The organism is Streptomyces muensis (assembly GCF_021474425.1).
In the GTDB taxonomy this organism is placed as follows: Bacteria; Actinomycetota; Actinomycetes; order Streptomycetales; family Streptomycetaceae; genus Streptomyces; species Streptomyces muensis.
Window position 1 is genome coordinate 1 of the sequence record NZ_JAKEIP010000041.1, and the last position, 12,170, is coordinate 12,170.

General features: G+C 70.5%; 11 protein-coding genes. 8 read left to right on the plus strand and 3 right to left on the minus strand.

Features of this window, described 5'->3' with window-relative positions; genetic code table 11:
- The first annotated feature begins 138 nt into the window (after positions 1 to 138).
- Positions 139 to 1,215: a rod shape-determining protein gene (locus tag L0P92_RS13620; RefSeq protein ID WP_234762852.1), complete on the plus strand. Its 1,077-nt coding sequence runs from the start codon at positions 139 to 141 to the stop codon at positions 1,213 to 1,215.
- 415 nt (positions 1,216 to 1,630) lie between these two features.
- Positions 1,631 to 1,933 (plus strand): DUF1876 domain-containing protein, encoded by a 303-nt coding sequence (locus L0P92_RS13625; protein ID WP_234762853.1) that lies wholly within the window; start codon positions 1,631 to 1,633, stop codon positions 1,931 to 1,933.
- Positions 1,934 to 1,945: 12 nt separating this feature from the next.
- On the opposite strand, the gene L0P92_RS13630 is transcribed toward L0P92_RS13625, so the two are convergent.
- Both L0P92_RS13630 and L0P92_RS13635 read right to left on the minus strand, forming a co-directional pair.
- The gene (locus L0P92_RS13630; RefSeq protein WP_234762854.1) at positions 1,946 to 2,629 is read right to left on the minus strand and encodes a response regulator; all 684 of its coding nucleotides are present in this window, start codon (positions 2,627 to 2,629) and stop codon (positions 1,946 to 1,948) included.
- A gap of 13 nt (positions 2,630 to 2,642) precedes the next feature.
- Complete coding sequence (locus L0P92_RS13635) at positions 2,643 to 4,349, minus strand: sensor histidine kinase (RefSeq protein ID WP_372497255.1); 1,707 nt, start codon at positions 4,347 to 4,349, stop codon at positions 2,643 to 2,645.
- Positions 4,350 to 4,446: 97 nt separating this feature from the next.
- Here L0P92_RS13635 and L0P92_RS13640 point away from each other — a divergent pair, with 97 nt between their 5' ends.
- The 6 genes from L0P92_RS13640 to L0P92_RS13665 all read left to right on the plus strand — a co-directional run bounded on the left by L0P92_RS13640 (position 4,447) and on the right by L0P92_RS13665 (position 11,189).
- Positions 4,447 to 5,454, plus strand: a complete 1,008-nt coding sequence (locus L0P92_RS13640; RefSeq protein WP_234762855.1) for a Bug family tripartite tricarboxylate transporter substrate binding protein — start codon at positions 4,447 to 4,449, stop codon at positions 5,452 to 5,454.
- Between the two features lie 26 nt (positions 5,455 to 5,480).
- Positions 5,481 to 5,990 (plus strand): tripartite tricarboxylate transporter TctB family protein, encoded by a 510-nt coding sequence (locus L0P92_RS13645; protein WP_234762857.1) that lies wholly within the window; start codon positions 5,481 to 5,483, stop codon positions 5,988 to 5,990.
- A gap of 34 nt (positions 5,991 to 6,024) precedes the next feature.
- Positions 6,025 to 7,509 (plus strand): tripartite tricarboxylate transporter permease, encoded by a 1,485-nt coding sequence (locus L0P92_RS13650; protein WP_234762897.1) that lies wholly within the window; start codon positions 6,025 to 6,027, stop codon positions 7,507 to 7,509.
- An 18-nt stretch (positions 7,510 to 7,527) separates the two neighbouring features.
- Positions 7,528 to 7,923 (plus strand): universal stress protein, encoded by a 396-nt coding sequence (locus L0P92_RS13655; protein WP_234762858.1) that lies wholly within the window; start codon positions 7,528 to 7,530, stop codon positions 7,921 to 7,923.
- A gap of 7 nt (positions 7,924 to 7,930) precedes the next feature.
- Positions 7,931 to 9,076, plus strand: coding sequence for a DUF475 domain-containing protein (locus tag L0P92_RS13660; RefSeq protein WP_234762860.1), 1,146 nt, complete (start codon positions 7,931 to 7,933; stop codon positions 9,074 to 9,076).
- Between the two features lie 373 nt (positions 9,077 to 9,449).
- Positions 9,450 to 11,189, plus strand: a complete 1,740-nt coding sequence (locus L0P92_RS13665; RefSeq protein ID WP_234762861.1) for a VanW family protein — start codon at positions 9,450 to 9,452, stop codon at positions 11,187 to 11,189.
- Positions 11,190 to 11,220: 31 nt separating this feature from the next.
- Here L0P92_RS13665 and L0P92_RS13670 read toward each other — a convergent pair whose 3' ends face one another.
- A complete protein-coding gene (locus L0P92_RS13670) occupies positions 11,221 to 12,066 on the minus strand; it encodes an AfsR/SARP family transcriptional regulator (protein ID WP_234762862.1) in 846 nt (281 codons plus the stop codon).
- Positions 12,067 to 12,170: the final 104 nt, after the last annotated feature.

Consider the following 12,170-nt stretch of genomic DNA (forward strand, 5'->3'; position numbering starts at 1 on the left):
CCCTCCAGGCGGACCGCACGATCGATGTCAAGGAGGCCCGTCGCACGGCGGCCCCGCACACATCGACCCCACACACCCCAAGCGAGGCCCGCCACCCACCCGGCGGACCCATGGTCTGCGTTTTCGGGAGGACCCCCCATGACCGCCACGCTGGAGCAGCTCCGCCGCTGCCACTTCGCCGTCGACCTGGGGGCGGCCAGGACCCGCGTCTATGTGAGGGGCGCCGGGCTCGTCGTCGACCAGCCCTCCGCCGCGGCCGTCAACACCCGGACCGGCGCTCTCATCGCGGTAGGCGAGTTCGCGGAGCGGATGACCGGCCGTACCCCGGACTACATCCGTGTCGTACGGCCCGTGTCCGGCGGCACCGTCGTCGACATCGAGATGGCCCAGCGCATGCTGCGGCACCTGCTCGGCGACAAGATGCGCCGCGCCCTGCGCCGCAAGCCGTTCCTGCGGGGCGCCGTCTGCACGCCGCACGACGCCGACCCGCTCGCCCAGCGCGCCGCCATCGAGACCCTCGTCGGCCTGGGCGCCCGGCGCGTCGAACTCGTCGACACGCTGATCGCGGCCGCGGTCGGGTGCGGGCTGCCCGTGGAGCAGCCCGAGGCCAGCATGATCATGGTGTGCGGGGCCGCCGCGACCGAGGTCGCCGTGCTCTCCCTCGGCGCCATCGTCACCGCCGAACGCATCCGCGTCGGGGGCGAGGCCGTGGACCACGCGATCGTGCAGCATCTGCGGCACCAGCACGAGCTGATGCTGCCCAGCCAGAACGTACGCCCGCTCCAGCTCGCCCTGTCCGGCAACGGGCTGACCCCGCACGGCCCGGCCTCGACCGAGATCCACGGCCGCGACATCTGCACCGGCCTCGCCCGTTCCGTGCAGGTGGACACGGCCGCCGTACGGCACGCCATCCAGACCCCGCTCACCGCCGTGCTCGACAGCATCGGCAAGGTGCTGCGCGACTGCCCGCCCGATCTGGTCGCCGACCTCGCCGACCGCGGGATCATGATGGTCGGCGGCAGCGCGCTGCTGCCCGGCTTCGACGAGATGCTGCGGCGGGCCACCAGCATGCCCGTGCACATCGCCGAGCGCCCCGACGTCTGCGCCGTACAGGGCCTCGGCACCATGCTGGAGGGCAAGATCGAGCCCATGGAGCTGGCCTCGGCCCCGGACCCGGCCCTCGATCAGGACCCGGAGCCGGACCCGATCGACTGAGCCGCGCCGGCATCCGCGCTCGGTTCCGGTCCGGGCCCCGATGGTCTAGTACGGCAGAATCCGCCCCGAGGGCGTGCGCCGGTCGATCTCGCCCCTGGTGTCGCGGGGAGCGGCGGGCCGGCGGGTGACACGAACGCGAACGTGGGTCTGGCGGTTCATGGCGCCCTCCTCGTATCTCGGGTCCGTTGCGACCAGCCTTCTCTCCGCAACCTTTCGGCACATCGTGCCCACGGAGGCACTTGTCATGCCTCCGTAGGAGGAGCGGATGGGCGCGCGGCTGCTTCCGCCGGATGAGACCGCCCCTGAGACCGTCCCTGAGAGCGGGCCGCCGACCTGCGCTGGACCCCGCCCGGCAACAGGCGCACGCTCGATCTGTGAGGGGGCCGGCCCCTCAATCCGTACGGGAGTGATCTCGATGGCAGACAAGCAGAAGGACTGGACCGTCCGGATCCACATCACCGAGGACGGCGACGACACCCGCGCCGAGGCCGTGCTGACCACCGAGGACGCTTCTCAGGACGCGTCCGCCGTCACCGGCCGGGGCGTGGCCCACCGTAATCCGATCGACCGGCCCATCCCGGAGATCGGCGACGAACTCGCCGCCAGCCGCGCCCTGGAGGATCTCGCCATCAGGCTGCACGACATCGCCTCCGACGACATCGTGGAGCTGGCCGGCCCGGTGGACCAGGGCGGCAGCAGGGCGTGGGAGAGGCCGTAGCGCCCTGCCGGCTCAGTGTCTGTCCACCCAGCTGTAGCGCCGCTCCGGGCGGCCCGCCTGCCCGTACCGCAGGGACACCTCCGCCCGCCCCGTGACGCTGAAGTGCTCCAGATAGCGCCGGGCACTCACCCGTGACACCCCGAGCCGCGCCGCGCACTCCGCGGCGGAGAGGCTGCCGTCGGCCGCCCGCAGCTCGCGTTCGATCAGCTCGGCGGTCTCCACGCTCATCCCCTTGGGCAGGGCGGCCGCCGGGGCGGACGGCGCCGCGCCCCGCGCCAGCGCCCGGTCCACGTCGGACTGCCCGCTGACGACCGCCGCGTACAGGTTGCTGCGCCGCGCCGCGTACCGCTCCAGGCGCGCCCGCAGGTCCTCGGCGTCGAACGGCTTGAGCAGATAGTCGACGACCCCCTGGCGTACGGCCCCGCGCACCGCGTCGGACTCGCGTGCCGCGCTGATCACCATGACGTCGCAGTCGTGCCCGGCGGTGCGCAGCCGGGGGATGATCTCCAGGCCGAACATGTCGGGGAGATAGAGGTCGAGCAGCACGAGGTCGGGCTGCAGCTCGGCGACGGCGGTGAGCGCCTGCTCCCCGCAGTTCGCCGTGCCGATCACCCGGAACCCGTCGACGTCGTTGACGAATCCGCGGTGGATCCGCGCCACCATGAAGTCGTCCTCCACGATCAGCACATCGATCATCGGGCTCTCTCCGTCATCTGACCCCCTCCGTCACTCGGCCGGCCGGACGGCCGACGGACATCCGGGCGGTGAACATGGCGCCGGCCGGCGTGTTGGCCACCGACACCTCGCCGCCCCGGCGTTTGCACACCAGCCGGGTCAGGGCCAGTCCGATCCCCCGGTCGCCGCCCTGCGCGGCCTTGGTGGTGAACCCGTGCAGGAACACCTCCTGCGCCAGCTCGGGCGCCACGCCCGGCCCCGAGTCCCGTACGACGATCTCCACGCTGGAGGCGTCCTGGCGCAGCTCGACCTCCACCCATGCCTCGGTCGCCTCGGAGTCGCCGTCCTCCGCTCTGGGGCCGCTCGCGGCCGCGTCGACCGCGTTGTCGACGAGGTTGCCGAGGACGGTCGCCACGTCCGCGGAGTCGGTCGGCTCCAGCTGGTCCAGGGCGGTGCGCTCGGAGATCCTCAGCTGTACCTTGCGCTCGGCGGCCAGCGCCGACTTGGCCATGAGCAGTGCGGCGACGGCCCGGTCGCGGACCCGGCTGGTGAGGTTCAGGTCGAGCGACTCGCGGTGTTTGCGCAGGGCCCGGACATACCGTACGACCTCGTCGTGCTCGCCGATCTGGATGAGCCCGGAGATGGTGTGCAGCTGGTTGGAGAACTCGTGGGCCTGGGCGCGCAGCAGCTCGGTGGTGCTGCGGAAGGAGCCCAACTCCCGTTCCATCTGGGCGAGTTCGGTGCGGTCCCGCAGGGTCGTGACGGAGCCGAGGCGGCGGCCGTCCTTGGTGACGTCCATCCGGTTCATCACCAGGACCCGGCCACGGCGTATGACGACCTCGTCGCGGCGCGCGAGATCGCCGGGCTCGCCCTCGCGCGCGGTCCCGGCCAGGACGTCGTACAGCCGTCCCTCGATGCCCAGGTCGGCCAGGTTCATCCCGACGCAGGTATCGGGCAGGTCCAGCAGTCCGCGGCCGACGGCGTTGACGAGGGTGAGGCGCTGCTGCGGGTCGAGAGCCACGACGCCCTCGGCGATCCCGAAGAGCATCGCCTCGCGGTGTTCGGCGAGCCCGGCGATCTCGCGCGGCTCCATGCCGAAGGTCTGGCGTTTGATCCGCCGGGCCAGCAGCCAGGAGCCGGCGATCCCGAGGACGCTGGCGACGCCGAGGTAGACGAGCAGATAGGACGAGGCGCCCACCAGTCGCTGCCAGACCGACGGCGAGGCCCGTCCGATCATCACGGTGCCGAGGTGGTCCCCGGCGTTGGCGTTCGCGGCGCCGAGTACGGGCGCCTGTGCCACCAGCTCGGTGACGCCGTTCACCGGCAGCTCGCCGGACCAGCCGCGGCCCTCGGTGACCCGCGGTCCTTCGGACGGCATCCGGGTGCCGACGAGGGTGGGGTTGGTCGAGGCGACGATCTTCCCGTCGGCGTCGGAGACCGTGGCGGAGGTGACGCCGGCCCGGGTGAGCGTGGACTGGAGGAGCGGGGCGAGCATCTCGGCGGGGGCGGGCCGGACGAGCTGGGTGCGGACGAGGGGGTTGCTCGCCAGTTCCTCGGCGAGCGCGGTCACCCGGCGTCCCTCGACCCGGTCGAAGGTCGCCTTGGACTGCGCGAGCGACACCGCGGCCACGGCGGCCAGCACGATCACGACAATGGCGAGCTGCCATACGAGCAGCTCACCGGCGAGCGTCTGGCTCCGTCTGTGCCGTTCGCTCCATTTTTGCCGTGCCGTTATGACCACTATGAACTCAACCTTCAATGGTCACAGAACCGAGACGGGGTGTCTCAGGAATCGCACAATCATGGCGCCGGAACGGGCCGAGCGAAAGAGATGAGCCATGAGAACTCGACGAGCCGCAGTTGTCGGAGCTCTTGCCGCCGTGTCGATGGTCGCGGTCAGCGCCTGTGGCGCCACCGCCGACAAGGAGGAGGGCAGCGGGGGCGGGGACGGCAAGCCCGTGACGGGACTGCGCCTCATGGTCCCGAACACCCCGGGCAGCGGTTACGACCTCACCGCCCGCACCGTCACCCAGGTCATGCAGGACACCAAGGTCGCCTCCGGCGTCCAGGTGTTCAACCTGCCCGGCGCCAGCGGCACCGTGGGCCTTCAGCGCCTGGTGAACGAGAAGGGCAACGGCAAGATGGCCATGCAGATGGGCCTGGGTGTCGTCGGCGCCTCGTACACCTCCAAGTCCGAGGCGACCCTGACGGACACCACGCCGATCGCCAAGCTGATCGAGGAGGCCGGCGCGATCGTCGTGCCGAAGAACTCGCCGTACAAGACGATGGACGACCTCGTCACCGCCTGGAAGGAGAACCCGAAGAAGTTCGCCGTGGGCGGGGGTTCGACGGCGGGCGGTCCCGACCATCTGCTGCCGATGCAGCTGGCGAAGGCCGTCGGCATCAAGCCGAAGGACGTCAACTTCGTCTCCTACGACGGCGGCGGCGAGCTGCTTCCGGCCATCCTCGGCGACAAGATCGCGTTCGGCGCCAGCGGGTTCAGCGAGTTCCTCGACCAGATCGAGGCCGGCCAGGTGCGCGTGCTCGCGGTCACCAGCGAGAAGCCGATCGACGCGCTGAAGGACACCCCGACCCTCAAGGACCAGGACATCGACCTGGTCTTCACCAACTGGCGCGGCATCGTGGCCCCTCCGGGCATCAGCGCCGAGCAGAAGAAGACCTGGATCGACGCGCTGACGACGATGCACGACTCCGAGGAGTGGCAGGCGCAGCTGAAGAAGAACGGCTGGGTCGACGCCTTCGCCACCGGCGACGAGTTCGGCACCTTCCTGACCGAGCAGGACAAGGCGGTCGCCGACCTGCTGGCCGAGCTCGGGCTCGCATGAGCTCCGAGGTGAAGGACGAAACGACCGTGGAGGACTCCCCTCCGCCGCGGGAGGGCGGGGACCGCGCACAGTACGGCGTGTGCGTGTTCCTCGCCCTGCTGGGCGGCGCCGTGATCGTGGACGCCCTCGGCATCCCGCACATCACCAGCGGCACCGACCCGGTCGGCCCGCGCGCGGTCCCGCTGATCCTGGGCGGCCTGCTCCTGCTGCTCGCGGCGCTGTACGCGGTGGACGTGGCGCGGGGCGGCCGCGGTGAGCCGGAGGGCGGCGAGGACGTCGACCTGACGAGCGGCAGCGACTGGCGCACCGTGCTGCTGCTGATCGCCGTGTTCGTGGCGAACGCGCTGCTCATCGAGCGGCTCGGCTGGGTGATCAGCGGGGCGCTGCTCTTCTGGGGCACGGCGTTCGCGCTCGGCAACCGCCACTACTTCCGCAACCTGCTGATCGCGGTGACGCTCTCGCTCACGACGTTCTACGCGTTCGCGATCGGCCTCGGCGTGAACCTCCCCGCCGGTGTCCTGCAAGGAATCCTGTGAGGCCTGGCCCGTGACGGAGAACCTGAACAACCTGATGCAGGGCTTCGCGGACGTGATGGATCCGCTGAACCTGCTGCTCGCCCTGGTCGGTGTCGTCATCGGCACCGCGGTGGGCGTCCTGCCGGGCATCGGCCCGGCGATGACGGTGGCCCTGCTGCTGCCCGTGACGTACGGCATGGAGCCGGTGCAGGCGTTCATCATGTTCGCCGGCATCTTCTACGGCGGCATGTACGGCGGCTCGACGACCTCGATCCTGCTCAACACCCCCGGCGAGTCCTCGTCCGTGGTGACGGCGATCGAGGGCAACAAGATGGCGAAGGCGGGCCGCGCGGCCCAGGCCCTGGCCACGGCGGCGATCGGCTCCTTCGTGGCCGGCACCATCGGCACCCTGCTGCTGGTCCTGATCACCCCGTTCGTGGTGGAATTCGCGGTCAGCCTGGGCGCCCCGGACTACTTCGCGCTGATGCTGCTGGCCTTCATAGCCGTGACGTCGGTACTGGGCTCGTCCCGCGTCCGGGGCTTCATATCCCTGCTGCTGGGCCTGACGATCGGCCTGGTCGGCATCGACTCGGTGTCCGGCCAGCAGCGGCTGACGCTCGGCGTACCGCAGCTGGCCGACGGCATCGACGTCGTCGTGGTCGCGGTCGGCATCTTCGCGGTCGGCGAGGCGCTGTGGGTGGCCGCGCATCTGCGGCGCAAGCCGGCCGAGGTGATCCCGGTGGGCCGCCCGTGGATGGGTGGGAAGGACTGGAAGCGGTCCTGGAAGCCGTGGCTGCGCGGCACGGCGTTCGGCTTCCCCTTCGGGGCGCTGCCGGCCGGCGGCGCGGAGATCCCGACCTTCCTGTCGTACGCCACGGAGAAGCGGCTCACCAAGCACCCGGAGGAGTTCGGGAAGGGCGCGATCGAGGGCGTGGCGGGCCCGGAGGCGGCGAACAACGCGTCGGCGGCGGGCACCCTGGTCCCGATGCTGGCGATCGGCCTCCCGACCAACGCCACGGCGGCCGTGATGCTGGCGGCCTTCCAGTCGTACGGCATCCAGCCCGGCCCGCTGCTCTTCGAACGCGAGGCGAGCCTGGTCTGGGTCCTGATCGCGAGCCTCTTCATCGGCAACCTGCTCCTGCTGCTGCTGAACCTCCCGCTGGCCCCGGCATGGGCGAAGCTGCTGCAGATCCCGCGTCCGTACCTCTACGCGGGCATCCTGTTCTTCGCGTCGATGGGCGCCTACGCCGTCAACGCCCAGCCGCTCGACCTGTTCCTCCTGCTGACCCTGGGTCTCCTGGGCTTCGCCATGCGACGGTTCGGGCTGCCGGTGCTGCCGCTGATCGTCGGGGTGATCCTGGGCCCGCGTGCGGAGCTGCAGGGCCGGCGTTCCCTTCAGTTGTCCGGTGGCGAGTTGTCGGGTTTGGTGGGCGGTCCGGTGTCGTACTCGGTCTACGCGGTGATCGCGCTGGTCCTGTTGTGGCCGCTGGTTCGCCGTTTCGTGGTAAGTCCCCTGCGTGCGCGAAACGCCGCCGCCTGAGACGTCTGGAGTGCAGAGATGACCATCCTGGTCGGCTACGTCCCCTCCCCCGAGGGCGAGGCGGCCCTGCGGGCGGGGATCGACGAGGCCCGCCGCCGCGGTGAGAAACTGCTGGTGGTGAACACCACCAGGGGGGACGCCCTGGTGGATCCGCGCTTCGCCCAGGAGCCCGATCTGACCCATGTGCGCGAGGACCTCGCGGCGCTGGGCGTCGACTTCGACATCCGTCAGGTCCTCGGCGCCCGGGACGCCGCCGCGGAGATCATCGAGCTGGTGGAGCAGACGGACGCGTCCCTGGTGGTGATCGGTCTGCGCAGGCGCAGTGCCGTCGGGAAACTGATCATGGGGTCCGCGGCCCAGCAGATCCTGCTGGGGGTGGACTGTCCGGTCCTCGCCGTGAAGGCGGCGGGGTGAGGTGACGATGATGCTGCGAACCTTCGGCTGGTCGTTCGGCGTCACGGTGGTCGGCCTCGCCTTCGCCGCGTGGCAGTGGGGCTGGGAGGCCTTCGGGATCGTGCTGATCCTGTCGATCCTGGAGATCTCCCTCTCCTTCGACAACGCGGTCGTCAACGCCGGGATCCTGAAGAAGATGAACGCCTTCTGGCAGCGGATCTTCCTCACGGTCGGCATTCTGATCGCGGTGTTCGGGATGCGGCTGGTCTTCCCGGTGGTGATCGTCGCGATCAGCGCCAAGGTGGGGCCCGTGGAGGCGGTCCAGCTCGCCCTCGACGATCCCGACCGCTACCAGGACCTGGTCACCGACGCCCACCCGGCCATCGCGGCCTTCGGCGGCATGTTCCTGCTGATGATCTTCCTCGACTTCATCCTCGAGGACCGTGAGATCAAGTGGCTGACCTGGCTGGAACGCCCGCTCGCCAAGCTCGGCAGGATCGACATGCTGTCGGTGTGCGTCGCCCTCGTCGCCCTCCTGACGACGGCGATGACCTTCGCCACCCACGCCCATGTCAGCACCGGGCACGCGGACAAGGCGGCCACGGTGCTGCTGTCCGGGGTGGCGGGCCTGATCACGTATCTCGTCGTGGGCGGCCTCTCGGCCCACTTCGAGGAAAAGATCGAAGAGGAGGAGGAACAGGAGGAAGAGGCCGAGGAGAAGGCCAGGGCGGAAGGCAGGCCGATCTCACCGGTCGCCCTCGCCGGCAAGGCCGCCTTCTTCATGTTCCTCTACCTGGAGGTCCTGGACGCCTCCTTCTCCTTCGACGGCGTGATCGGCGCCTTCGCCATCACCAACCACATCTTCTGGATGGCCCTCGGCCTCGGCATCGGCGCGATGTACGTCCGTTCCCTGACCGTGTACCTGGTCCGCCAGGGCACCCTCGACGACTACGTCTACCTGGAGCACGGCGCCCACTACGCCATCGGCGCCCTCGCCGCCATCCTCCTCATCACCATCCAGCACCAGATCAGCGAGATCATCACCGGCCTGATCGGCGTCGTACTGATCGCCGCGTCCTTCCTGGCCTCCGTCCGCCGCAACCGGGCACTGGCGGCGGAGGGGGCGCCCGGGGAGCCCGAGGAGAAGAAGGGGGAGGTGCGGTCGGGGGCGTGAAGGACGGCCGACCCTCCCGCGCCTGGCCCGCCAGGCTGTGGGCAGTCGTTCCGCAGAGGCCAGGCTGTGGGCAGTCGTTCCGCAGGGCGGAACGGGTGGGCACAGCCTGGCCCCGCACCCGGCGACGAGACCTCAGCCCCCACCGGACGGTTGCCGCACCCCACCCAGCACCGGGACGAGGGCAGAGTGAGCAAGGCCACTCCCCGCCCCCAACCCGGTCCCCCGGGACGGGCACGGCTGCGGCGTGTGCGTGATCTGGGGTGGACGTGGTCTGCGACATAGGCGTTTTCGTCCGGATATGGCTAGCTGGATGTGCTTGCCTCGCGCACAGCGCCGTGTCGTCGGCGCTCGTCCTGTCGATCCTGGGAGACCCATGCGCCTGCGCGTACCCTCCGTTCCGCGAAACCCCTCCGCATCCCGTATCGCCTCGATTCCGCCCGTAGTCCTGGCCGGCGGCGCCCTGACCGTCGGTGTCGGGGGGCTGTATCTGGCCGGGCTGTTGCTGGCGGGCGGGGACATAGACGCCGGTACGACCGTGCGCGGGGTGGACATCGGCGGGCTGAGCCGTGCGGAGGCCGTCCGCAAGCTGGAGGCGCGGCTGGGGTCGGCCGGTGCGCGGGACCTCGCGGTGACCGTCGGTGACCGCGAGGGCACGGTCGATCCGCGGCAGGCCGGCATCACCTTCGACTTCGCCGAGACCGTCGACCGAGCGTCACGGACCCACGCCGCCGATCCGTTCACCGTGATCGGCGGGCTGTTCCGTTCCGGCGGCCCCGTCCAGCCCGTCGCACAGGTCGACGAGGACAAGGCCCAGGCAGCACTGAAGAAGGTGGCGAAGTCGCTCGACCAGAAGGTCCGCGACGGCGCCGTCGGCTTCGCGGACGGCGAGGTCCGCCAGGTCGCCCCGCACAACGGCTACGCGCTGGACACGGCCGCCGCCGTCGCCCCGCTGCGGGAGTCCTTCCTGCGCGGCGACGCGGGCGAAGTCACGGCCCTGCCGGCCCGGGAGACGAAACCCGAGGTCACGGCGGCGGAGGTACGGCGGGCGGTGCGCGACTTCGCGGAGCCGGCGATGTCGGCACCGATCAGGCTCGCGGCGGCCGACCGCCGGTTCACGATCTCCCCGGACGACCTCGGCGAGTACCTGACGATGCGCCCGGACGACAAGGGCAGGCTGACCCCGAAGCTCGACGCCGAGGGCCTGCGCGCCTCCCCCGTGGTGGCCCGCAACCTGTTCGGCCTGCCCGCCGAGCCCCGCAACGCCACGCTGCGCCTGGCCGGCGACCGGGTCGTGGCGGCCGACGACGCCAGGTCCGGCGTACGGATCACCGACGAGGCGCTCGGCGAGGCCGTGCTGCCGCTGCTGACCAGGTCGGGCACCGCCCGCACCGGCGAGGTGGACGCGCGCGTGATCCAGCCGCAGGTGACCGCCGAGAACGCCGCGCGGCTGGGCCTGCGGGAGAAGATGTCGTCCTTCACGGTCAACTTCGAGGCGGCGCCGTACCGCACACGGAACATCGGCCGGGCGGTGGAGCTCATCAACGGCTCCGTCGTCATGCCCGGCAAGACCTGGAGCTTCAACCGCACCGTGGGCGAACGCACCGAGGCCAACGGCTTCGTCGACGGCATCATGATCCTCAACGACGAGTTCACCAAGGCACCCGGTGGCGGTGTCTCCGCCGTGGCCACGACCGTGTTCAACGCGATGTTCTTCGCCGGGGTCAAGCCCCTGGAGTACGGCGCCCACTCGTTCTACATCGAGCGCTACCCCGAGGGCCGCGAGGCGACGGTCGCCTGGGGCAGCCTGGACCTGCGCTTCGCCAACGACTCCGGGAACGCGATCTACATCCAGGCCCAGTCCACCGATACCTCCGTCACCATCACCTTCCTCGGCACCAAGAAGTACGACGAGATCGGGTCGGTCACGGGGCCGCGCACGAACGTGAAGGAGCCGGAGAAGAAGGTGAACTCGGACGAACAGTGCGTACCGCAAACTCCGCTGGAGGGCTTCGACGTCACCGTGCAACGGGTCTTCGTCGCCGACGGCCGAGAGGTCAAGCGCGAGCCGTTCCGTACGCACTACACGCCGCGGGACGAGATCGTCTGCGAGTGACGCCCCGGCCGGGCCGGCGGACGGTCCGCCGTCAGCTGGCCGCGACCGTGGCCCACAGCGGGGCGAACCCGGCGGTGGCGGAGGGGTTCTTGGGGCGGCGCATCGGCAGGAGGTGGTCGTCCGTGCCCGCGTTGAGGATCTCGGCCTGCAGCCGCTGGAGCTCCTCCGAGGGCTCCAGGCCCAGTTCCCGCCTGAGCACGGAGTAGAGGTTCTGGTAGGCCTGGAGGGCTTCGGCCCGGCGCCCGGCCCGGTGCAGCGCGGAGATGAGACGGCCGTGGAACCACTCGTGCAGCGGGTGGTCGTTGACCAGGATGCGCAGTTCCGGGAGGACCTCCCGGTAGCGGCCCAGCTGGAACTCGGTTTCCACGCGGAGTTCGAGTGCCCGGATTCTGAGTTCTTCCATATGGGCTATTCGGCCGGTGAGCACCCCGGCTATGGGCACATTGCTCAGCATGGGCCCGCGCCACAGCGTGCGGGCCCGGTCCAGGTGGGCGGCGGCCTTTTCGGGTGCGCCCTGGTGGAGTTCCCGCTGGGCGCTGCGGACGAGTTCCTCGAAGACACAGGCGTCCACTTCGCTCCGGGCGATGTCGAGGAAATAGCCGGGTGCCTGGGTGAGCAACAACTTCCTCTCGCCGGAGACCACTTGTGCGTCGTGGAGCATCCGGCGGGCGTGGTAGACGTGCGTCTGGAGGGTGCGCGGAGCGCCGCTCGGCGGGTTCTCTCCCCAGAGTTCACGGACCAGCGTCTCCGTGGCGACGGGCTCGCGCGGCTGGAGCGCCAGCACCGCGAGCATCTGACAGATCTTTGGCGCCTTCGGAGCGAACGTGTCGCCTTCATCGGTCGTGATCCGGAAAGGGCCGATGAGGTGGAACTGCACTGGCCACACGCTCCTTCCGCCGCCGTCAGGCGCTCGTGTCGGTGCCTGGGTGGTCGATCCAGACAGCTCCGACGGTAGGCAGTGGAGGGCTGTGAGTCTTCTGT

Excerpts from the sequence above, each read along its gene's own strand:
- L0P92_RS13620 (WP_234762852.1), top strand. The coding sequence starts at position 139 with ATGACCGCCACGCTGGAGCAGCTCCGCCGCTGCCACTTCGCCGTCGAC.
- L0P92_RS13625 (WP_234762853.1), top strand. The coding sequence starts at position 1,631 with ATGGCAGACAAGCAGAAGGACTGGACCGTCCGGATCCACATCACCGAG.
- L0P92_RS13630 (WP_234762854.1), bottom strand. The coding sequence starts at position 2,629 with ATGATCGATGTGCTGATCGTGGAGGACGACTTCATGGTGGCGCGGATC.
- L0P92_RS13640 (WP_234762855.1), top strand. The coding sequence starts at position 4,447 with ATGAGAACTCGACGAGCCGCAGTTGTCGGAGCTCTTGCCGCCGTGTCG.
- L0P92_RS13650 (WP_234762897.1), top strand. The coding sequence starts at position 6,025 with ATGCAGGGCTTCGCGGACGTGATGGATCCGCTGAACCTGCTGCTCGCC.
- L0P92_RS13655 (WP_234762858.1), top strand. The coding sequence starts at position 7,528 with ATGACCATCCTGGTCGGCTACGTCCCCTCCCCCGAGGGCGAGGCGGCC.
- L0P92_RS13660 (WP_234762860.1), top strand. The coding sequence starts at position 7,931 with ATGATGCTGCGAACCTTCGGCTGGTCGTTCGGCGTCACGGTGGTCGGC.
- L0P92_RS13665 (WP_234762861.1), top strand. The coding sequence starts at position 9,450 with ATGCGCCTGCGCGTACCCTCCGTTCCGCGAAACCCCTCCGCATCCCGT.